20 protein-coding genes and 1 pseudogene are annotated in these 19,834 nt (G+C 64.4%); 13 read left to right on the forward strand and 8 right to left on the reverse strand.

The genetic code is table 11. The features are described from left to right. Positions 1-60 precede the first annotated feature (60 nt). The 5 genes and pseudogenes from AC54T3_RS12180 to AC54T3_RS12200 all read left to right on the forward strand — a co-directional run. Positions 61-213, forward strand: a pseudogene (locus AC54T3_RS12180) (DUF2782 domain-containing protein); the annotation flags it as partial. Positions 214-296: 83 nt separating this feature from the next. Next, a complete protein-coding gene (locus tag AC54T3_RS12185) occupies positions 297-1,322 on the forward strand; it encodes an amino acid ABC transporter substrate-binding protein (RefSeq protein ID WP_496625079.1) in 1,026 nt (341 codons plus the stop codon). 11 nt (positions 1,323-1,333) lie between these two features. Beyond that, on the forward strand, positions 1,334-2,584 hold the full coding sequence (locus AC54T3_RS12190; protein ID WP_496625081.1) for a DUF1015 domain-containing protein: 1,251 nt from the start codon (positions 1,334-1,336) through the stop codon (positions 2,582-2,584). Between the two features lie 50 nt (positions 2,585-2,634). Next, positions 2,635-5,058 (forward strand): RelA/SpoT family protein, encoded by a 2,424-nt coding sequence (locus AC54T3_RS12195; protein WP_496625083.1) that lies wholly within the window; start codon positions 2,635-2,637, stop codon positions 5,056-5,058. 456 nt (positions 5,059-5,514) lie between these two features. Then, on the forward strand, positions 5,515-5,829 hold the full coding sequence (locus AC54T3_RS12200) for a hypothetical protein (RefSeq protein WP_496625085.1): 315 nt from the start codon (positions 5,515-5,517) through the stop codon (positions 5,827-5,829). 52 nt (positions 5,830-5,881) lie between these two features. On the opposite strand, the gene AC54T3_RS12205 is transcribed toward AC54T3_RS12200, so the two are convergent. Continuing rightward, on the reverse strand, positions 5,882-7,027 hold the full coding sequence (locus tag AC54T3_RS12205) for a PAS domain S-box protein (protein WP_496625087.1): 1,146 nt from the start codon (positions 7,025-7,027) through the stop codon (positions 5,882-5,884). Between the two features lie 98 nt (positions 7,028-7,125). Here AC54T3_RS12205 and AC54T3_RS12210 point away from each other — a divergent pair, with 98 nt between their 5' ends. The 3 genes from AC54T3_RS12210 to AC54T3_RS12220 are packed head-to-tail and all read left to right on the forward strand — an operon-like array spanning position 7,126 to position 8,572. Then, the gene (locus tag AC54T3_RS12210) at positions 7,126-7,776 is read left to right on the forward strand and encodes an HvfX family Cu-binding RiPP maturation protein (RefSeq protein WP_496625089.1); all 651 of its coding nucleotides are present in this window, start codon (positions 7,126-7,128) and stop codon (positions 7,774-7,776) included. 48 nt (positions 7,777-7,824) lie between these two features. Beyond that, the gene (locus tag AC54T3_RS12215) at positions 7,825-8,349 is read left to right on the forward strand and encodes a DUF3179 domain-containing (seleno)protein (protein WP_496625091.1); all 525 of its coding nucleotides are present in this window, start codon (positions 7,825-7,827) and stop codon (positions 8,347-8,349) included. Then, entirely contained in the window at positions 8,336-8,572 is a 237-nt protein-coding gene (locus AC54T3_RS12220; protein WP_496625092.1) for a DUF3179 domain-containing (seleno)protein, read from the forward strand. The genes AC54T3_RS12215 and AC54T3_RS12220 overlap by 14 nt, the downstream gene beginning before the upstream one ends. Positions 8,573-8,582: 10 nt before the next feature. On the opposite strand, the gene AC54T3_RS12225 is transcribed toward AC54T3_RS12220, so the two are convergent. Beyond that, positions 8,583-8,939, reverse strand: a complete 357-nt coding sequence (locus AC54T3_RS12225; protein ID WP_496625094.1) for a TraR/DksA family transcriptional regulator — start codon at positions 8,937-8,939, stop codon at positions 8,583-8,585. A gap of 317 nt (positions 8,940-9,256) precedes the next feature. After that, complete coding sequence (locus AC54T3_RS12230; RefSeq protein ID WP_496625096.1) at positions 9,257-9,565, reverse strand: cytochrome P460 family protein; 309 nt, start codon at positions 9,563-9,565, stop codon at positions 9,257-9,259. 97 nt (positions 9,566-9,662) lie between these two features. Between AC54T3_RS12230 and AC54T3_RS12235 the strand changes: the two genes are divergently transcribed. Next, positions 9,663-10,223: a MarR family winged helix-turn-helix transcriptional regulator gene (locus tag AC54T3_RS12235; RefSeq protein WP_496625098.1), complete on the forward strand. Its 561-nt coding sequence runs from the start codon at positions 9,663-9,665 to the stop codon at positions 10,221-10,223. Between the two features lie 412 nt (positions 10,224-10,635). Here AC54T3_RS12235 and AC54T3_RS12240 read toward each other — a convergent pair whose 3' ends face one another. The 4 genes from AC54T3_RS12240 to AC54T3_RS12255 form a co-directional block, all read right to left on the reverse strand. Further along, positions 10,636-10,704, reverse strand: a complete 69-nt coding sequence (locus AC54T3_RS12240) for a hypothetical protein (protein WP_496625138.1) — start codon at positions 10,702-10,704, stop codon at positions 10,636-10,638. 173 nt (positions 10,705-10,877) lie between these two features. Next, positions 10,878-12,698, reverse strand: a complete 1,821-nt coding sequence (locus tag AC54T3_RS12245; RefSeq protein ID WP_496625100.1) for a serine hydrolase domain-containing protein — start codon at positions 12,696-12,698, stop codon at positions 10,878-10,880. A 259-nt stretch (positions 12,699-12,957) separates the two neighbouring features. Then, positions 12,958-13,245 carry a hypothetical protein gene (locus AC54T3_RS12250; RefSeq protein WP_496625102.1) on the reverse strand — a complete coding sequence of 96 codons (288 nt, stop codon included), beginning with the start codon at positions 13,243-13,245 and terminating at the stop codon, positions 12,958-12,960. Between the two features lie 8 nt (positions 13,246-13,253). Next, complete coding sequence (locus tag AC54T3_RS12255) at positions 13,254-13,487, reverse strand: hypothetical protein (RefSeq protein ID WP_496625104.1); 234 nt, start codon at positions 13,485-13,487, stop codon at positions 13,254-13,256. A gap of 183 nt (positions 13,488-13,670) precedes the next feature. Here AC54T3_RS12255 and AC54T3_RS12260 point away from each other — a divergent pair, with 183 nt between their 5' ends. Beyond that, entirely contained in the window at positions 13,671-15,083 is a 1,413-nt protein-coding gene (locus AC54T3_RS12260; RefSeq protein WP_496625106.1) for a sigma-54-dependent transcriptional regulator, read from the forward strand. Positions 15,084-15,279: 196 nt separating this feature from the next. Here the strand turns inward: AC54T3_RS12260 and AC54T3_RS12265 are convergent, their stop codons facing one another. After that, the gene (locus tag AC54T3_RS12265) at positions 15,280-17,376 is read right to left on the reverse strand and encodes a sensor histidine kinase (protein WP_496625108.1); all 2,097 of its coding nucleotides are present in this window, start codon (positions 17,374-17,376) and stop codon (positions 15,280-15,282) included. A 436-nt stretch (positions 17,377-17,812) separates the two neighbouring features. On the opposite strand from AC54T3_RS12265, the gene AC54T3_RS12270 reads away from it, so the two are divergent. Genes AC54T3_RS12270 through AC54T3_RS12280 form a run of 3 tightly spaced genes read left to right on the forward strand, consistent with a single transcriptional unit; the run spans position 17,813 to position 19,823 of the window. Then, entirely contained in the window at positions 17,813-18,097 is a 285-nt protein-coding gene (locus AC54T3_RS12270) for an HvfA family oxazolone/thioamide-modified RiPP metallophore (RefSeq protein WP_496625110.1), read from the forward strand. Positions 18,098-18,139: 42 nt separating this feature from the next. Further along, positions 18,140-19,018 (forward strand): HvfB family MNIO-type RiPP peptide maturase, encoded by an 879-nt coding sequence (locus AC54T3_RS12275; RefSeq protein WP_496625111.1) that lies wholly within the window; start codon positions 18,140-18,142, stop codon positions 19,016-19,018. Positions 19,019-19,076: 58 nt separating this feature from the next. After that, positions 19,077-19,823: an HvfC family RiPP maturation protein gene (locus AC54T3_RS12280; protein ID WP_496625113.1), complete on the forward strand. Its 747-nt coding sequence runs from the start codon at positions 19,077-19,079 to the stop codon at positions 19,821-19,823. Positions 19,824-19,834 lie beyond the last annotated feature (11 nt).

The raw sequence follows: 19,834 nt of genomic DNA on the forward strand, positions 1-19,834 counted from the left end.
TCAACGGAGAGCGAATGACCGAATGAACACCTTTGCGTATGAAATTCGGAGCAGTTCAGCGTCAACAATAACGTCTACATGGTGCGGATCACGCCTGCAGTCGGCGCGCCCTATTATCTGGTCGATAGTGACGGCTCCGGCGATATGGAATGGAACCGTGGGCGACCGGGCTTGGATATGCAGGTGCCACAATGGGCACTCATCTCCTGGTAGCGTGATGACGAACCGGTGGCCCGCAAATAACGTTTTTCCGAACAGGGTCGCCCGCGCACGGCAATGACATGAGGATTCGAGTGATGCACGTCTCGACGCGAAACTGGCATGGTTTCCTGCTTGCCGCACTGCTGCTGATCCCGTTCGGGGTCGCCGCCGATCTGTTGGACGAGGTGCGCGAGCGCGGCGTCTTGCGCTGCGGTGTCAATGGCGAGAGCCCGGGGTTTTCCTCGCGCGACCAGGATGGCGATTGGAGCGGGATCGACGTCGACCTCTGCCGCGCGGTTGCCGCTGCGGCCCTCGGCTCGGCAGACAAGGTGGAGCTGACCCCGTTGACCACGGTCGAGCGTTTCAGTGCGCTGCGCGAGGGCAAGGTCGATCTGCTGGCACGCAACACCACCTGGACCCAGGCACGTGATCTCGCCCAGGGCGTGACCTTTGCCGCGACGCTCTTCTATGACGGCCAAGGCTTCATGGTGCCGCGCGCGAGCGATACCCTGAGCACGCTGGAGCTTGGCGGCGCGCGCATCTGCGCGATTGCCGACACCACGAACATCGAGAGCGCCAAGCGCTACTTTAAGCGCCATCGCATGCCGATGGAACTCAAGCCGTACCCAGACCTCAAGGCCGCCGTCGCGGCCTATCTCGACGGTGAATGCACCACCCTGACCACGGACCGCACCCAGCTCTCGGTGCTGCGCGCTGGGCTCGAGCAACCGGAGGCGCAGCGCATCCTGCCCGAGGTGATCTCGCGTGAGCCGCTGGCGCCAGCGGTCGCAAAGTCAGAAACCCGGCTCCTGGATCTTGTGCGCTGGACCCTCTTCACCCTGATCAATGCCGAAGCGATGGGCATCAGTTCCGATAATGTCGACACCGCCAAGGCCCGGGCGCGGAGCGATGCGCTGCGCACCCTGCTCGATCTCGACGGCGAGAGCGCCGAGACGCTCGGCATCGAGCCCGGCTGGGGCTATCGCGTCATCAAATCAGTCGGCAACTACGGCGAGGTCTTCGAGCGCAACCTGGGCAAGGGCTCGGGGCTCGACATCAAGCGCGGCATGAACGCGCTCTGGACCGATGGCGGCCTGCTCTACGCGCCGCCGCCGCGCTGAGGCAACCCGACATGAGCTTGATCGTCCCTTTCGCCGGACTGCGTCCGGGCGCCGAGCGCGCCGCTGAGGTCGTCGCCCCACCCTACGACGTGATGAGCACCGCCGAGGCACGCGCGATGGTGCAAGGCCGACCGGCGAGCTTCCTGCATATCTCCCGCGCCGAGGTCGATCTGCCCGAGGGCACCGATCCCTATGCCGAGGCCGTCTACGCCAAGGCGCGCGAGAACCTAGAGCGACTGCGCGCCGAGGGCATCCTGCGGCAGGACCCGAGCCCGCGCTACTATGTCTATCGCCTGAGTCTGAGTCTGGGCGAGCATCGGCAGACCGGGCTGGTCGCGGCGGCATCGGTCGATGCCTATCGCGAGGGCCGCATCCGCCGCCATGAGCTGACGCGCCCGGCGAAGGAACAGGACCGCGTGCGGCAGATCAGCGCGCTCGCGGCACAGACCGGGCCGGTGTTTCTGGTCTACCGCGCCATGCGCGACATCGACAGCCGGCTTGAGTCGATCTGCCAAACCCCGGCCGAGATCGATCTCCACGCACCGGACGGGGTGCGACATCAGCTCTGGTCGATCGATAACGAGGCCGAGATCAGGGCCTTTAGTCAGGGGTTCGAGCAGCTCGAGCGTCTCTACATCGCCGATGGTCATCATCGCGCGGCGGCGGCAGCGCGCGTGGCCGAGGCACAGCGCGAGAGCGCGCCAAAGGCCAGCGCCAATCCGCGCCCGAGCGATCACTTCCTGGCCGTCATCTTCCCGCATGATCAGCTACGCATCCTGCCCTACAACCGGGTGGTGCGTGATCTCGGTGGTCTCGAGGCCGAGACATTCCTGGCGCGGATCGCGGAGGCCTATGCGGTCAGCCCGAGCGCGCAGCCAGTGGCGCCGACCGCGCGCGGCGAGGTCGGACTCTATCTGAGTGGACGCTGGTATCGGCTGAGCCTGTCGCCGGATCGGATTCCAGCCAGCGACCCGATCGGCCGGCTCGATGTCAGCCTGCTGCACGATCAGCTGATCGCACCCATCCTGGGTATCCATGATCCACGCCGCGATGAGCGTATCGACTTCGTCGGCGGTAGCCGCGGGCTCGACGGACTCAGCGCGCGCGTTGATAGCGACGAGATGGCTGCAGCCTTCTCACTGCCGGCGACGCGGATGGATGATCTGCTGGCGGTCGCCGATGCCGACGCGCTGATGCCACCGAAGTCCACCTGGTTCGAGCCCAAGCTCGCCGACGGCCTGGTTAGCCACCTGCTCGACTGAGCCGCGCCTGCGCTGAGCGAGCGGCTCGGGCGCGGCCAGGAGATCACGACATGGTCACGCACCGTACCACCCTGCCCGACGCCGGAGTCGACGACACCGAGGCTGCTGCCTTCTGGCTCGAGCAGGTGCCCGAGCATTATGGCGAAGACGGCCGGGCCCGCATCGCCGATGCCATCGCGCTGATGCAACGCTGCGTTGGTGATGAGTTGCTCGAGACTGGCGAGAGCGCCGCGCGCCATCGGCTCGGCACGGCCGACATCCTGATGGGGCTGCGGCTGGACACCGAAACCCTCTGCGCCGCCCTGCTGCGCGGCTGCCTCGGCCGCGCCGAGATCGACGCGGCAACGCTCGACGCCCGGTGCGGTGCCGGTGTGTCGCGCATGGTTCAGGACCTCGGCCGCATCGCCCAACTTGCCGAGCTGGAGCCTAAGGCAAGCAGCGGCGCTCGCGAGAAACCGCGCGAGCACGCGCGCCACGAGGAGAACCTGCGCCGCATGCTGCTTGCCATCGCCGAGGACGTGCGCGCCATCCTCGTGGTGCTCGCCGAGCGCGTTAATCTGATGCGCGCCGCCAAGCAGCTACCGGCCGAGCGACGACGCGCGCTAGCCCGGGACACGACAAGGCTGTATGCGCCGCTCGCCAACCGGCTCGGGATCTGGCAGCTGAAATGGGAACTCGAAGACCTCTCGCTGCGCTATCTGGAGCCCAACGAATATCAGCGCATCGCGCGCCTGCTGCGCGAGCGCCGCGATGAACGCCAGCGTTATATCGCCGAGGCGATCGAGCGCCTGCAGCAGGAGTTCGCTCGCATCAGCCTACACGCCAGTATCAATGGGCGCCCGAAACACATCTACAGCATCTGGCGCAAGATGCAGCGCAAGCGCGTGGATATCGATGGCATCTTCGATCTGCGCGCGGTGCGCATCATGGTCGATAACGAGGATGACTGCTACACCGCGCTGAGCGTGGTACATAGCCTCTGGCCGTACATCCCAGACGAGTTCGACGACTACATCTCCAAGCCCAAGGGCAACCTCTATCGCTCGCTGCACACCGCAGTCACCGGCCCGGACGGCAAGGTGCTCGAGGTGCAGATCCGCACCCCGGAGATGCATCAGCATGCCGAGTACGGCGTCGCCGCGCATTGGGCCTACAAGGAGGCGGCCGGGCACGATGCGGCCTTTCAGCGCCGCATCGTGCTGATGCGCAACTGGCTCGAGCGGACCTTGGAGGCCGAGCCGACCGCTGATGCAAATGCTGGCACTGGAGCGAGCAGTGGTGCGGGTGCAGGTACTAGCGGCGCGCGCAGTAGCGCTGGCGCGAGTGCGCACGCGGGTGCGAGGACTCGCTCCGGCTCTAGCATGGGCTCGACGAGCGCGGCAAGCGCCGATCCCGGTGCCGGCGGCGATCCATCGCCGGTGGGTGAAAGCGGCGCGGCGCAGCAGGAAGCCGCCACAAGCATCTATGTGCTGACCCCACAGGCGAAGGTGGTGGAGCTGCCACCCGGCGCGACACCGCTCGATTTCGCCTATGCGATCCACTCCGAGGTCGGTCATCACTGCCGGGGTGCCCGTGTCGATGGGCGCATCGTGCCGCTGACCTACAAGCTCGCCAGCGGCGAGACGGTCGAGATCATCACCCAGAAGAACGCCGCTCCGAGTCGCGACTGGCTCAGCGTCCACCACGGCTATCTAACCACCTCGCGGGCGCGCAATCGGGTCCGACAATGGTTCAAGCAGCAGGACTACGACCGCCATCTCAGCGAGGGCCGCAGCCTGCTCGACAAAGAGCTGACGCGCCTCGGCATCGAGACCAAGCCGCCGCTTGAGCAGCTCGCGGAGCGCTTCAACCTGCAGCGTGGCGATGACGTCTTGGCCGCGATCGGCCGTGGCGACCTCGCGGTCGGTACCGCCGCGCGTCAGGTGGGTGAGCCGCGTCACGAGCGCCGTGATGCGAACGTCGAGTCCGAACAACCGGCACAGCTCATCCAGGGCCGCCGCAATCGCCAACACCAGGACCGCCCGGAGGTGATGGTGGCCGGGGTACCGGATCTAATGACGCAGATCGCAAGCTGCTGTCATCCAGTGCCCGATGACCCGATCATCGGCTTTATCACCCGCAGTCGCGGGGTTGCGGTGCATCGAGCGAACTGCACCAACATCACCAGCCTAGGCGACGAGGAGCAGGAGCGCCTGATTGAGGTGGAATGGACCGAGCAGCCGGACCATGTCGCCTATCCGGTCGACATCGTCATCACTGCGGCTGATCGCAGGGGACTGCTGCGCGATGTCTCCTCGGTGCTCGCCGATGAGGAAACCAATGTCATCGCCACCGAGACCCAGACCGATGCGGCCCATGACCGCGCCAGCATGCGCTTCAGGGTCGAGGTCAGCGACGTCGATCAGCTCGAGCAGGTCTGCAGCAAGCTACGCCAGCTCAGCGATGTGATCGAGGTGCGGCGCACCGGCCGCTGAGCTAGCAATTCCAAATTTAAACCTCTATGTTATCAGGGGCTTTTGAGACACAAGTTGCCGTTCCGATTGTTACCCCATGGGAGCCAGCCCCGCACCGCAGCGCGAATTGCGCTCCCTGGGCGAGAGACGTCGGCACCCACTGAACCCAGTCCGGATCCTTGACGGCCTTGAGCGGTCGTCCAGCACTCCCGCAACTCATCAGGGGGGCTCGGCGCTGATCTATCAGATCAGGGACGTAATCGAGCCGCGCCGGACCCAGGCGGTGGATGAGGAGAGGGGTATCCGACATCGATGCGAGGTGGCGCGGTTTTTGATTATGTCAAGTCTAGAAAATAAAAACGAAGGACTGGATTGGTGGCCTGCCATACAATGGAAGCTGCGCAACATTCGGCAAATGAGCACGCGAGCGCACAATGCAGCCCTGAGGCGCTTGCGTCATGTGCTCGAGCTATGAGGATGCGTGACCATGCGAGGTACAAAGTGAGCCCCAAGCACCTGCCAGCTGTGATCATCGGGTCTCTACTCTTGGCGATCCCCCTTGCCGCTTTGGCTGAGGAGGAGGTCATCACCGATGGGCTCGACGTGGATGTCCGCCAGTCGATTGATGAGTGTCCACAAGGCCAAACGTACCCGGGCATCGATAATGTTCAGGATCTGGGTGATGGGAGCACGAACGAGGGCGGACTACCGGACGTTGTGGTCGATCCGCGCGACGCAGCCCTTGAAGACGAAAAGAACCTGGGTCCCAACGCTCCGGGCTACATCCCTTGAGGGGTCAAATGCGACGATCCCCGACCGTGCCATCTGGACTGGCGGGTTGTGCTCAGGGGTTGGCGGCCGTGAACTCCTCGCGCAATACGCGGCGCAGCGTGCTCTCAAAGTCGGCGCTGCGACGCTGTACGACCGTCGGCAGCAGTGGCATCCCTCGCTTCTGGGTAATGATCCATGAGTGCACCGAACCGAGATGAAAATCGAGCAGTCGGCCGAGCCGATCGGACTCGCGTTGGGCCAGGTTGAGCCGTTTACTCGCCGCATCAGTGAGCGGCTGTCTGCCGAGATAATCCAGCGCCATGCGGAGGGTCGAGAGCGGATTGCGGATCTGGTGCACCATCATTGCCGCGAACTCACCCATCTCGGCCAAGCGGGCGATGGCCGCCTCGGCGGTCTTGCGCTGGCTGACGTCGCGCAGCAGGGCGATGTAGCTCGGCGCCTGCGCCTCGCCGTGGGCACAGAGGCTGACCTCGCTGGGGAAGACCGAGCCGTCGCGACGCCGATGCCGACTCTCGAGCAATCGGGGCTGGTCGATCTCCAGCTCGGCGAGGAGCTGCGCGAAGGTCTCTGGTGTCAGGCCGGCATCGATCTCGAGCACCGAGCGGCCGACCAACTCCTCCGCGCGCTGGTAGCCGAGCATCTCGGCAGCCCGGCTGTTGGTGTCGAGGATGCGACCATCACTGGCGACCAGGAAGAAGCCGTCGCCGGCGTTCTCGACGAAGGCGCGGAAGCGGGCTTCGCTGCGGCGTAATGCCACTTCGGCGGCCTTGCGCGCGGAGACGTCGCGCACCATGGCGATGATGCAGTCGCGCCCGTCGACCTGGACCACCGAGGCGGAGATCTCAGACGGCAGCTGAAGGCCGTCCTTGCGCATGCAGCTGAGCTCGTCGGTCCAGCCCTGGCCGCGGGCCTTGACCTCTTGGGCGAACTGGCGCAGGCGCTCCATCTCGTGGGGATGCACGCTGGAGATGCGCACCTCGTGGGTCAGCTCGGCCGGGTCATAGCCGAGCATGTGCGAGGCCTGGGTATTGGCCTCGAGGATGCGATCCTGCTCGGGATCGATCAGCAGGATCGCATCGTTGGCGTGGTCGAAGATCTTGCGCAGTGGGTGCGCCGGCTCCTGGTGTGTCCGCCCTTCTGTCTGCTCAGCTGCCTGCTCCCGGCCGGGCAGCGCACTCGGGTCGCCTGCTTCAGACATCCTGCCATCCTCCGCGAAAGATCAACCGCGCCGATCGGGTCTTGTTCGCTATCAGCGATCAGTATCAGCGTCTCAGCAACCCGATCGGAGTATCCCCCATGGTGATCAGCCTCATAACTCAAGCTCGCAGCCTACTCGATGCCACGCGCCGCGTCGATTTCATCGCGCCGCTGCTGTTGCGGCTCTATCTAGCGCCGATCTTTTGGATGGCGGGAACCAAGAAGTTCGCCAGCTTCGACAGCACCGTGGCCTGGTTTGGCAATCCGGATTGGGGCTTGGGCCTACCTTTCCCCACGGTGATGGCGTTCCTGGCCGCTTCAACCGAGACGGTTGGCGCGGTCTTATTGGTGTTTGGCCTTGGCGTGCGGCTGATCTCCGTGCCATTGATCGTGACCATGATTGTGGCCATGGTCACGGTGCACTGGCAGCACGGCTGGCTGGCGATCGCCGAGGGCAGCGGCTCGCTGTTCGCGACGGAGCGCACCATCGGCGCGATCGAACGCCTGGACCGTGCCAAGGAGATCCTACGCGAGCATGGCAACTATGAGTGGCTGACCGAGAACGGCAGTCTGGTGATCCTAAACAATGGTATCGAGTTCGCCGCCACCTACCTGATCATGCTGGTGGCGCTGTTCTTCATCGGCGCCGGGCGCACGCTGTCGGTCGATGATTGGATCGGGCGTTGGCTGGATCGTCGCAGCGCCCGGTCCGGTCAGACGGCGGCCAGGTTCGCAACCGCGCGCGCCTGATCCCATCCGACCCCAGCATCCGACCCCGGCCAGCCAAGGAGCCATCGCATGACTCAACGCCTACCCTCAGCACTCCTCCCGGCCGTCTTTGCCGTTGCCGGTTTGGTCGCCCTCAGTGCCAGCCTGCTGCTGGACGCGGCACCGACGGCACAACAGCTCAACGGCTTTGCGGTGCACAATAGCCTGGTTCCGGTCGCCGAGATCCATGCCGGCGGCCCGGATCGGGATGGCATCCCGGCGATCGATCAGCCGCGCTTCGTCGAGGCCGATGCCGTGGCGTTTCTCGCGCGTGACGACGAGATCCTGGGCCTGATCCATCAAGGCGAGGCCCGCGCCTATCCGATCAAGATCATGGATTGGCATGAGATCGTCAATGACCGCATCGATGGCGAGCCGATTGCCATCACCTACTGCCCCTTGTGCGGCTCGGGGATCGCGTTCCGCGCCGAGCAGGCGGGACGGGCGCTCAGCTTCGGCGTCTCTGGGCTGCTCTACAACAGCGACCTGCTGCTCTACGATCGCCAGACCGAGAGCCTCTGGAGTCAAAAAGAGTGTCGCCGTGCTCGGGGTTGAGGTTAATGGACAGTTCAAGGCGTATCCGTTCGCGGAGCTGTCGCAGACCGATGGCCGCGTTTCTGATCAGCTCGGCGGTGAGTCCATTGAGGTGCGCTTCGATTGGGCACAGCCCAGTGCGCGCGCCTTCGATGCGGAGGGCGATCCACTCCCGGCCACGACCCTGTTCTGGTTCGCTTGGTATGCCTTTCACCCCGAGACTGAGGTGTATCGGGCGAACTGAGTGCTTTTGGTCAGCGATCCTTAGCTTCGGCGCAGGCGATACAGAGCGATGCTGCAGGGTCCAGCTCCAACCGACGCGGGTTGATCAGCTCGCCGCAATCCTGGCATTCACCATAGCTGCCCTCATCGCAGCGCCGCAGCGCGGCCTCGATACGCCGCAGCGACTGCTCGGCGCGCTGGCGTGTGCCCTGCGCCATCGCCTGCTGCTGCATCGCGTCCATCCGCGAGATCCGGCCAACGCTGGTCTGATCGAGCACCACCGTTGCCGTTGCGGCATTGCGTTCTTCCGTCAACCCTAGCAAGTCAGCCTGCAGCTGCAAGAGCTTGGCGCGGAAATGATCGATATCGGGCTCGGGGCTTTCAGACATGGGTTGTTATCCTCGGATCGTCAACGGGCGCCACGGCTGCCCTGTGCTCCGCGCCGCCAAACCCTTTAGCATAATGGCGACGAGCCTGCAGCGTCGCCAGCGCGATGCAGGGCGGCCATGCATTCACTCGGCGCATCAGGCAAAATGATCAGAGCCTACATCCCAAGGCCAGAGACTCGATGATCAACCAGACCGAAGCCCAACAACAAGCCACCGCAATACCACCCGTCACCGACTCAGTGCTCGCCCTCGCTTAGACCGACCGATGGCTTATCTCGGAGTCGACGCTGCGGTGGCTTTACTGAGGTCGATGGCGCTCAATTGCGCCACTGCGTGAAGACGTAGTCACGTTCCGTGACATCCTGGTGACAGCTGAAGCAGCCTGCGCCACCATCATTGACCATGCGTTCTTTGCGGCTATCGCCCTGCCAAGCCTCGAAGCCCCAACCGCCCGTTTCGGAATACCGACCGCTGTCCTTCACCATGACGCCCAGCAGGACTCGCTCGCCCTCACTAGAGGCGTTGTCGGCGGTATCGTATTCCAACAGGTCGAAGGCGAAGACCGCACCATCGGCATAGCTGCGGCTGGTCGGCATGGCAGAACTCCAAACGTAGACGCTGAACATATAGTATCGGATCGATACAATAATAACTCTAGCCGGGGAAGCAGGACTGGTCAAGATTGTTTCGACAAAAAACCACTTGTCGCGCTAGACTCGCGCCATGGCCATTGACGATACTCTGGAACGTCTCTGCAACCTCCTGCGTAGCGAGGCCTGGGTGGCCAGCGCGAAAGTCGGCCTGCAGCCTATCCACCTGCATACCTTGCGGTATCTCGCCGTCTGTAACCGCTACTCGGACACGCCACTTGCGGTGGCCGAATTCCTCGGCCAGACCAAGGGCTCTGTGTCGCAGAGTCTAAAGTTGCTTGTGGGAAAAGGGCTTGTAGCCAAACACCCAGATGCAGCGGACCGGCGCGTGGTGCACCTAGAACCCACGTCCGCAGCCCTGGAGCTGCTGGAACTGGCCGTCCACGAGCAGCGGATTAGCCAGGCTGCAGCAGACCTTGATGAGACGGCCCTTTCGGCGCTAGACGCAGGTCTTACCCAGCTTCTGCGGGCACTGCAGATCGTCCACGGCCGACGGGTCTTTGGCGTTTGCAGCGGATGCCGCTTCAACGAGCGCCGCGCGGACGGCAACCGCTGTGGTCTGACGGGCGAGCCGCTTTCCGTCGATGACATCGTCCGCATCTGTCGGGAGTACGAAGCTCTGGGCGCAGTTTGAGCGACAAGGTTGGTGTACAGCACGCCCGTCGGCTTACGCAGAGACACTCGCTTGGCCGCCGCGCTCGCAGGTCTATCTGCCACGGCGCAAACACTGGATGTCTAGGCGCTTACCGCCGTAAAGGACAGCAGGAACGCACTCGTGATCAGCGCACCAACGAGCAACAGCCAGAGGCTGATCACCGAGGGCCAGGGGCCGCAGATGCCCTTGAAGCCCGATGAAGCAATCCCCGATCAGCTGGCCCTTTACCAGCGCCTGACCGAGCACCGCAAGCGAGACTCAAAGCCCGCCAGCGCCCGCATGTCCGACACCCAGGGTCACCGTACCGTGGTCAGGGCCAACAAGAGCAAGAGCAGGTAGACGCGGGCAGCTTGCGCGGTATCGGCTTGTTGCTATCGGCCGTCATCGGACCTCAGCGCACCACGCAGACAACCAGGAACAGGAACAGCCAGACCAGATCCACCATCTGCCAATAGCACACGCCACTCTCGACGCCATACGATCGGCGGCGCTATGGGCACCCGCGCGGGCGCGCGGCGCCACAGCAGCAAGGATGACCATGCTGAGCAGCACATGGATGAAATGGAAGAAGGTCAGCGACAGATAGAATCGGCAGGACTTCCGCGTCCTCCATGACATCTAGGGCCACGACGGCTAAGGGTCGGTGTCGAAGGTCTCCAACGGCTCGAGCAGCTCGTCAGCCTGTGCTAGATCGGAACGGCCAACAGGCTCAGCCAAATACCCCGACCAGCGCAGCCGAGCCCGGCCCTCGTGATTAACCATCTGCACCGAATCCCCGCGTGTGCGCCCAAGCCCGAGCATGATCGCGCGCGCGTCGCTCACCGCCCGTAGCGGCACCTGAATCCGGTCCGGCGAGAGCACCGGCATCCGATAGCTGAGGCAGAGCTTCCCATCGGTGAGCTTGAGCTTGAGGTCGGTGACCGGAAAGCCGGGGTCTGGATTGAGGATGCGCCAGGAGCCGAGACGATCGCGCCAGGCTCGTGGAACCGGCTCCTGCGGGACCTTCTCACCGATGATGCGCTCGCCCTGCGGGGTGTCGGCGATCATCACCTCGCGGCCTTCGATGCGGCGCGTTTGCAGCCGCAGCTCGCGGAGTAAGCGCAGGCTTGCGCTGCCCAGGCTCTGGGACTCAGATCCGTCGCCGCGTTGATCCGATGCTGGCGGCGTGGCACCGATCCAGCCCTGCGGATAGGGCATCAGGTCGAGCTGCTCGCCGGTCATGCAGGCGCAGAGACTGTCCTGCTGTGGCTGGATCGCGATCAGACCAAGGTCGGTCGCAAAATGCCCTTCGGCCGGGAGCGTCTCTGTCGACTCCGTGACAGCTGTCGGCGTTGGCGGCATTTTCGCCGCTGCGATAAAGAGGTCGGCCGGTATCGGCTCGGGCTCGAGCGTCATCGCATTGCTGAGGATCGCCTCGGCCAGCAGCTTGACCACGCGCTCGGCGTGACCGGCATTGGCCAGCACCACCACGCCCAGACCCTGCTCCGGTAACAGCACCCACTCGGCGGTATAGCCCAGGCTATTGCCGCTATGGCGCACCACGCGCGTGGCGCCCGGGATGCTCTGCTCCTCAAGAAAGACGCCAAGCCCGACGCTCAAGCCCAGATCCAGCGCGATCTCGGCATTCTGCGGCTCGATCATTGTCTCGATCAGACTCGGCTCAATGACCTGCCTGCCCTCAAACTCGCCGGCGCAGAGCAGCGCGATGCTCAGACGCGCCATGTCTGCGGCGCTGGTCTCCAAGCCCTGCGCCGGCAGATCGCGCAGCGGTAGCGGCGCAAACGGCTGGCCGTTGCGGTGGCCCATGGCAAAGGCGTCATCGCGCGCCGGCTGCGTCGCAAATCGGGTGTGCGATAAGCCCAGTGGCTCGAACAGGGCCTGCTGGGCGTGCTCGGCGAAGGGCGTCTGCGTGACCACCTGCAACAGATGACCGAGCAGGCTGTAGCCGAGGTTGGAGTAGTTGAAGATCAGGTTCGGCGGAAAGGCGGCATACTCATCGTGCAAGCGCTCGCGCACCTGGGTGAAGGGCTCCGTCGACCAGAGGCCCTTGTTCAGATCGGACGGCAGCCCGGCATGATGGCTCAGGAGCTGGCGGACGGTGATCGGCTGCGTGGTCTGGTCGAAACGGCTTTGGAGACGAAAGCCCGGTAGCGCTGAGCCGACCGGCTGGTCGATGTCGATCGTTCCTTGGGCCTGCTGTGCCAGGACCAGCAAGGCGGTGATCGGTTTCGCCAACGAGCCGGCCCGGTAGCGGGTCTGGGCGTGTGCCGGGCGTTGCTGCTCGGGGTCGGCGAGGCCGAAGCCCTCGAGCCAGAGGATACGGTCGTGGCGCACCAGGGCCAGACTCAGGCCGGGGATCGCGTACTTGGATTGCGCGGCCTGGATCAGTGGTGTCAGGGCCTCGCGCAGGGGGGCCATTTCATCGACGATGAGGGCCTCAGTCTCGCCCTGCATTGGCGTAGGTGCAGGTGTGGGTTCAGACTGGAACTCGGCCGAAGCCATTGCACTTAGGGCCAGGAGCAGTAACAGGGCGGGTCGTCCCGGTGGCGTCATGTCGACGATGCCTAAAGCGCAGCAGCAATGGCTGCAGTGTAGACATCGAAACCCACCCAATACAAACACCCATCACAAAGAAAAACGCCGAGCCCCATCCTGGACTCGGCGTTGCTTGCACCGGCCTCAGCGACCGGCCGGCTGATTCGAGACGTTGGTCTTAGAAGCTGAGATCCGGGTTGCCTTCAGCAGACCCATAGATCTCGGGTGTCTGGCTCTTTGGCGAGCGACCGAGGTCAATCTCGAACAGGTCCGGATGGCCCGCTCCCACGCCCTGATAACGGTTGATGTCAGCGCCAACACCCGGCGGCTGGGCCTGGATCCCGGTATAGCGTTCCCAGCTGTTGTCGCTGTCGGGATTGTTCTGAATGAACTGGTGGTAGCTGTCGGCGGCGTGAGCCGAGACGGTGAACAGGACGGCTGCAGTGGTCAGGATAAGCTTGGTCATCGCGTACCTCATCTTGGGTGGCTGGTGTTGCAGATGGCCAGTACCTGCTGCTCGGCTGGCGAGAACGAGGTCTGCTCGAACAGCTCACCCAGGGCCAGGTAGCCCTTCAGCAGCGTTGGCGCGGTGGCCATCTTGCGCATCAGGTTGGGCAGCATGCCGAAACGGCGCTCGGCGTCGGTGAGCGCCGCGACGGCGTCTTTCGGCGCCGATTCAGTGTCGTGATCAGGAAAGTTGAAAGACATGGTGTTCTCCAAGGGTCAGTTAACATGGCCACTCACAGTGATCTTAGAGGCCAGACCGGTTCGGACGCGAGATCATTGCACTGTGAGCACAGCCCGAGCGCGCAAACCCCGACCAGCGCCGCCAGAGGGTGGGCAGGCCACCAAGCCCCAAAGCCCGATTCCGACACCTGAGAGGACGACGCGATGATCCCACACCTGCTCATCATCGAAGATGATCGCGCCCTCGGCGAGATGCTCGTGATGCACTTTGAGGACTTGGACTTCGCCGTGACCCATGCTGAGCGTGCGCAGGCCGGACTCGACCAGTTGCGCCAGGGGCGTTTCGACCTGGTGCTACTCGATCAGCAGCTCCCCGACGGGCTCGGCAGTGAGCTGATCAGCCCGTTGCTTGAGATCGACCCACAGTTGCCGATCCTGATGATGACCGGCAAGCATGACCTAGAGCTGGCGATCGCGGCGATCCAGCGCGGAGCCGCAGATTTCGTGCACAAGCCGATCAAGACCGATGAGCTGACCCAGGCCGTGCAGCGCCTGCTACGGGAGCGTGAGGCACTCAGCCAGACAAGCGGCAGCGCGCCTGCCGGCTCATCTGAGGACGCGGCGCCGCGTGATCTGATCGGTCGCAGCGACGCCATGCTGAGCGTCAGCAAGGCCATCGCCCGCAGCGCGCGCACCCAAGCGACGGTCTTGATCACCGGTGAGTCCGGGACCGGCAAAGAGGTGGTCGCACGGCTGATCCATCAGCACAGCGGTCGCGCTGGACCCTTTATCGCAGTGAACTGCGCCGCCATCGTCGATACCCTGCTCGAGAGCGACCTGTTCGGCCATGAAAAGGGCGCGTTCACTGGCGCCCAGGCGCGCAAGCAGGGGCGCTTTGAGCAGGCGGCGGGCGGCACCCTCTTTCTCGATGAGATCGGCGAGCTGGCCCCCGCACTGCAAGCCAAGCTGTTGCGCGTGTTACAGGAGCACGTCTTCGAGCGCGTCGGTGGTCATGAGTCCATCCACACCGATGCGCGCATCATTGCCGCCACCAATCGGGATCTCCTTGCCGAGGCCGCCGCCGGGCGCTTTCGCGAGGATCTCGTCTACCGGCTGCAGGTGATCCAGATCCGCATGCCGCCGCTGCGCGAGCGCCGCGAGGACATTCCGTTATTGGTCACAGCCTTGCTCGCGCGCATCGCGGCCCGGCTTGAGCGCCCAATCCCGACGGTCACGCCGGCCGCTCTGGCACGGCTGACCGAGCACGACTGGCCCGGCAACGTCCGCGAGCTGGAAAACCGATTGAGCCAAGCCCTACTGCAGACCCACCATGCGCTCATCACCCCGGAGATGCTCGAGCTTGGCGGCGGCCATGCCGGTCAGCAAGGTCCGCTCGGCGGGGATTCTCAGGCTACGCCCGCCAATCTTGGAAGCGGAGCAGCGGGCGATCAGGCGTCAGTGCTGCGCAGCCTTGATGAGGTCGCCGCAGTGCATATTCAGCAGGTGCTCGATCACACCCAGGGGCACAAGGGACAGGCCTGCGAGATCCTCGGCATCTCCCGCCCGGCATTGGATCGCAAGATCGAGAAATACCAGCTGCGGGTCATGAAACGCTAACGCTTATCGCTCAGAGTCACTCCGGCCGATGCAGCCTTTGTTCCATCGTAAGCCATGGTTCAGTGACGATTGAGCGATTGCGGCTGTGAGTTCCTGAGACGAGGAGACTGATCACGGGTTCACCACGAAGGCACGGGGTACAGGGAGGTTGCGGATGTCTGTCTTCCTCTGTGCCCTCCGTGTCTCCGTGGTGACTTTATCTGCTGGGATCAACTGCAGCCGCAGTCCCATCCGTTTCATCGATCCATTGCGGCAGCACGATCTCGACCGAAGTGCCCTGCTCGGCCGTTGACTGAATCAAGAGGCGGCCCCCATGCTGCTCGACCAGCCGCCCGACGATCGCCAGCCCAAGCCCGGTACCGCTGGCCTTGGTGCTAAAGAAGGGCTCGGTCAGGCGCGGTAAGCGCTCCGCCGGGATCGGCTCACCGGGATTGTGCACCGAGAGCCGAACCGCGTCCGCATCGCTTGGCTCGACATTCGCAGCAGCCCCGACAGTCTCGGCAGCCTCTGCGCTCTCGCCGGTCCCAGCAGTCTCGGCAAGCCCAGGGGTCTTGGCGTTCTCAGCAGTCCCAGCGATGCGCCAGGTGACGACACTGCCAACAGGCGCAGCCTCGCAAGCGTTGTCGGTGAGATTGGTCAGGATCTGGCGCAGTCGATCCGGATCAGCCATGACCTGAAGCCGGTCCGACGCCTGCTCGAGTTGGATCGAATGCCCAGGATGGCGCTCGGCCGCGATCGCGATCTGCTCCTCGAGCAGTGGCCCGAGCGCCACTGGACGCGGGTCCAGACTCAAAGGCTTCGCATAGAGCAGGATCTCCTCAAGCAGCCGGCGCGTGCGCTCGGCCTCACCCAGTGCCAGGTCCAACCGGCGCTTCGCCCGCGGCTCCGGCCCGCCCTCGGCCAAGTAACTGAGCGCCATCGAGATGGTACTCAACGGCGTGCGCAGCTCATGCACGATGCCGGAGGCGAACTCGCCGATGGCGGCGAGCCGTCCCTGCTCGGCCAGGCGCGCGGTGCGCCCAACCCCCTGCGTCAGCAGCTGACCGATGTTACCGAGGAGTCGCTGCCGGGCATCGCCGAACCCGGCGGGATCGCGGGTCGCGAACACCACTACCGCCGGGATCGGGGTCTGCGTTTGCGGCGTCAGTGGCAAGAAGATGGCGTCGCGCATGCCCAGCGCGACCAGATGCCGCAGCAACTCATAGGCCGGATTCGCACTCGCCCGCTCGGCCATCGCCTGGACATGCAGGGGCGTCTCATCGGCCAGGACGCGCTCGAGCAGCGTGCCTTGTAGCCGGTACAGCCGCTGAGCGCCCGGCTGCGGCAGGCCGTCGAGCCAACTGGTTTCGACGCGGGCGCTGGCGCGGCGCTCGTCGATGAACACCAGGCCGCTCCAGTCGCAGCCCAGCAGCGGTCTGAACTCGGTGTTGAGCAGCCCCATCAGCTGATCCAGGTCCTGACCCTGCTGCAGGGCCTGGATCAGCCGGTAGAGCAGATCGAGCCGCTCGGAGAGCCGATTGAAGCTGCTGCTGAGATCCTGCAGCTCGGTGGTGCCGACCACCGGCAGCTGATCGCGAAAGTCACCATCGGCGACGCGCTGAAAGCCGGCTGTGGTGCGGCGCAGCGGCGCTAAGACCTTCCACTGCAGCAGCCAGAGCAGGAGCACGGCAATCACCAGGGTGATCCCGGCCGCTGCTAGGGTGCCTTGGGTCATCAGCTGGTATTCGCGCGCGGACCAGCGGCGCAGCGCCTCGGCGAAGACCTCAACCGCTGCGTTCAACCGGCTGTGGTCTTCGATCACCTGCTCAGCGGCCCATTCCAGGCGCGGCTCGTCCTCGTCGTCACCCAGGGCGTCAAAAAGCTTTGCGTGCCACGCCTCCCAGGTGTCTTCGAGCGCGACAATCGCCGCTTCGGCCTCGAGGCCGAGGTGCGGCTGCAGCCAGGCCGGCATCGGCATCGGCATCGCGTCGCTGAAGTCGCCGCTCATGAAATTGTCGACGATGCCATCGATGGTCGCGATCTGCGCCAGCAGGTCTTGGTAGTACAGGCGCACATCGCGGTAATAGGTCGGATAGTCGCGTGGGGCGTTCTGCCAGTAATTCATCGCCTGGGCGTGCATCTGCTCGACCGCCAGCTCGAGCTGCCCGGCCCGGTTGACCAGCTCAATCGCACCCAATTGGCGTTGAAAGGCGCTGAGGGTGTAAAGGCTTGCCGCGCTCAGCAGCAGCCCGAGTGCGAGATAGGCTGCGGCGACTTGCAGGCTCAGACTGGCGAGGTGCCGGGACAATGACATGGGTAATGGCCTGGGTGATCGACTGGGTGATCGAGGTGGTCACTGATCCCGCGCCTCGGCTAAGCGAATACAGCCAGGCGGGCATCGACGCGGTGCTCTGAGGATCGTCGGCCATCGCGCCCGATGCGCTGTCCTCGGCCGGGCTCGAGGTTTCAGCATGCGGGTAACACGCCTACCCCGCTGCTCCGCTGCGCCACAGAGGCTCTGCCGATCGTGGCATTGCCCGCACGTCATCGCTAACCCGCTGGACTTACGCGTCTCGGCAGCCTCGCCAACATCGGCTGAAAGATTCCACCGACCACTGCGGTCTTTAGCGAGTGATAGCCACTGGCCAAGGGCAAGCCGGCGAGCCGACCAGTGCAAGCCGACCGGTGCGACTCAAGGCCGCTACAACAGCTATCAGCATACCAACCTTAAATTCTTTCGGAGTGATTCCATGTCCAAGCAGATCATCACCTCAGCCGCCATGATTGCCGGCGCTACCCTCGTCGGCACCCTGAGCGTCGCCAATCTGGCCCAGGCCAGCGACAACCCCTTCGTCACCGAGCAACTCGACAGCGGCTATCTGCAGCTGGCAGAGGGCAGCTGCGGGGCTAAAGGCGACAGCGAGGGTAAGTGCGGCAATAAGGATGACAGTGAGGGCAAATGCGGCGCCAAGGATGACGGCAAGGGCGAAGGCGAAGGCAAGTGCGGCGAGGGCAAGTGCGGCAATAAGGGCTGATCCCGCTCTGACCACCGCATAGACCCACGCCAGAAGCCAGCCATGAACATGACTCCCGACCCCGTTTATGGCGCCGGTCTCGGTCTGCGGCGCGCGTTTATCGCCGCCGCAGCCGAACAGCCTCCGCCGGAGGTCTCCTTCTGGGAGATCGCGCCGGAGAATTGGATCGCTGTTGGTGGCCGCTGGGGGCGGCTGCTGCGCGGCCTGACCGAGCGCCATCCCTTCGTCTGCCACGGCTTGTCCCTCTCGATCGGCTCACCCGCCCCGCTCGATGTGCCGTTCGTCAACCGCATCAAGACCTTTCTCGATGCACACCAGATCGCGGTCTATAGCGAGCATCTGAGCTACTGCTCGGATGATGGACAGCTGTATGACCTGATGCCGATCCCGTTCACCGCCGAGGCGGTGCACCATGTCGCCCGGCGCATACGTCAGGTGCAAGACCTCCTCGAGCGACGCATCGCCCTGGAGAACGTCTCCTACTACGCCGCACCAGGCCAAGAGATGCGCGAGATCGACTTTATCAACGCAGTGCTCGACGAAGCCGACTGTGACCTGCTGCTGGATGTGAACAACATCGTTGTCAACAGCATCAATCATCGCTACGACCCGATCGCCTTCCTTGATGCCCTCCCCGCCGAGCGCATCGTCTACGGCCATATCGCCGGGCATTACGAAGAGGCGCCGGACCTGCGCATCGATACCCATGGGGCCGATGTGATCGAGCCGGTGTGGGCGTTGTTGGAGCAGGCCTATGCGCGCTTTGGCGTCTTCCCGACCCTGCTCGAGCGGGATTTCAACATCCCGCCGCTCGCTGAGCTTACGACCGAGGTGCAGCGGATCAGCGACATTCAGCAGCGATACGCCGTTCAGCGCGGAGCCCAACGGGTCACTGCCAGCGGACACCTTGCTCATGCCTGAGACCCATTCCCACTCAAAAACCAACTCACAGGCCCACGTTCAGGCGGCGCCCGGATTCATGCAGATTCAGCAGGCCTTCACGGCCCATCTGCGCGACCCGCAGCAGCAACCGCCGCCGGCTGGCATCGAGGATCGCCGTCTGCAGATCTATCGGGAGCTGATCTTCAACAATCTCGCCTCGCTGCTCGAGCAGGGCTTTCCGGTCCTGCACCAGTGCCTGGGCCGCGAGCGCTGGCGAGCGCTGATCCGCGGGTTCTTGATCGCCCATCGCGCCGAAACGCCCCTGTTCCCGGAGCTGGGCCAGGAGCTGTTGGCCTACCTGAGCACAGCGGGTGCCTTGCACCCTGAAGACCCGCCCTTTGTGCTGGAACTTGCCCACTACGAGTGGGTCGAGACCGCCTTGATCTTCAGCGAGGCCGAGGCCGGACCCGCGCTCGCCGATCCGAACGGTGATCTGCTCGACGGCGTTCCGGTGGTCTCACCGCTGGCCTGGAACCTCAGCTACCGCTTTCCGGTGCATCGCATCAGCCCGGACTTCCAGCCGCACGCGCCGGACCCTGAGCCGACGCATCTGGTCGTGTACCGCACGCGACAGGAGCGCATCGAATTTCTGAAGATCAACCGGGTGACCCAGCGACTACTGGTGCTGCTGCGAGAGCACAACGACCGGAGCGGACGGGATCTGCTCAACAGCATCGCGCTCGAGCTTCAGCATCCACGGCCGGCGCAGCTGATCGAGGCCGGCCGCAGCCTGCTGGACGATCTGCGCGAGCGCCAGATCCTGCTGGGCACGCGCCGACAGTAAACAGACCAACC

Source organism: Halochromatium sp. NSM3 (genome assembly GCF_059621085.1).

Excerpts from the sequence above, each read along its gene's own strand:
- AC54T3_RS12185 (WP_496625079.1), top strand. The coding sequence starts at position 297 with ATGCACGTCTCGACGCGAAACTGGCATGGTTTCCTGCTTGCCGCACTG.
- AC54T3_RS12190 (WP_496625081.1), top strand. The coding sequence starts at position 1,334 with ATGAGCTTGATCGTCCCTTTCGCCGGACTGCGTCCGGGCGCCGAGCGC.
- AC54T3_RS12195 (WP_496625083.1), top strand. The coding sequence starts at position 2,635 with ATGGTCACGCACCGTACCACCCTGCCCGACGCCGGAGTCGACGACACC.
- AC54T3_RS12200 (WP_496625085.1), top strand. The coding sequence starts at position 5,515 with ATGCGTGACCATGCGAGGTACAAAGTGAGCCCCAAGCACCTGCCAGCT.
- AC54T3_RS12205 (WP_496625087.1), bottom strand. The coding sequence starts at position 7,027 with ATGTCTGAAGCAGGCGACCCGAGTGCGCTGCCCGGCCGGGAGCAGGCA.
- AC54T3_RS12210 (WP_496625089.1), top strand. The coding sequence starts at position 7,126 with ATGGTGATCAGCCTCATAACTCAAGCTCGCAGCCTACTCGATGCCACG.
- AC54T3_RS12215 (WP_496625091.1), top strand. The coding sequence starts at position 7,825 with ATGACTCAACGCCTACCCTCAGCACTCCTCCCGGCCGTCTTTGCCGTT.
- AC54T3_RS12225 (WP_496625094.1), bottom strand. The coding sequence starts at position 8,939 with ATGTCTGAAAGCCCCGAGCCCGATATCGATCATTTCCGCGCCAAGCTC.
- AC54T3_RS12230 (WP_496625096.1), bottom strand. The coding sequence starts at position 9,565 with ATGTTCAGCGTCTACGTTTGGAGTTCTGCCATGCCGACCAGCCGCAGC.
- AC54T3_RS12235 (WP_496625098.1), top strand. The coding sequence starts at position 9,663 with ATGGCCATTGACGATACTCTGGAACGTCTCTGCAACCTCCTGCGTAGC.
- AC54T3_RS12245 (WP_496625100.1), bottom strand. The coding sequence starts at position 12,698 with ATGCAGGGCGAGACTGAGGCCCTCATCGTCGATGAAATGGCCCCCCTG.
- AC54T3_RS12250 (WP_496625102.1), bottom strand. The coding sequence starts at position 13,245 with ATGACCAAGCTTATCCTGACCACTGCAGCCGTCCTGTTCACCGTCTCG.
- AC54T3_RS12255 (WP_496625104.1), bottom strand. The coding sequence starts at position 13,487 with ATGTCTTTCAACTTTCCTGATCACGACACTGAATCGGCGCCGAAAGAC.
- AC54T3_RS12260 (WP_496625106.1), top strand. The coding sequence starts at position 13,671 with ATGATCCCACACCTGCTCATCATCGAAGATGATCGCGCCCTCGGCGAG.
- AC54T3_RS12265 (WP_496625108.1), bottom strand. The coding sequence starts at position 17,376 with ATGTCATTGTCCCGGCACCTCGCCAGTCTGAGCCTGCAAGTCGCCGCA.
- AC54T3_RS12270 (WP_496625110.1), top strand. The coding sequence starts at position 17,813 with ATGTCCAAGCAGATCATCACCTCAGCCGCCATGATTGCCGGCGCTACC.
- AC54T3_RS12275 (WP_496625111.1), top strand. The coding sequence starts at position 18,140 with ATGAACATGACTCCCGACCCCGTTTATGGCGCCGGTCTCGGTCTGCGG.
- AC54T3_RS12280 (WP_496625113.1), top strand. The coding sequence starts at position 19,077 with ATGCAGATTCAGCAGGCCTTCACGGCCCATCTGCGCGACCCGCAGCAG.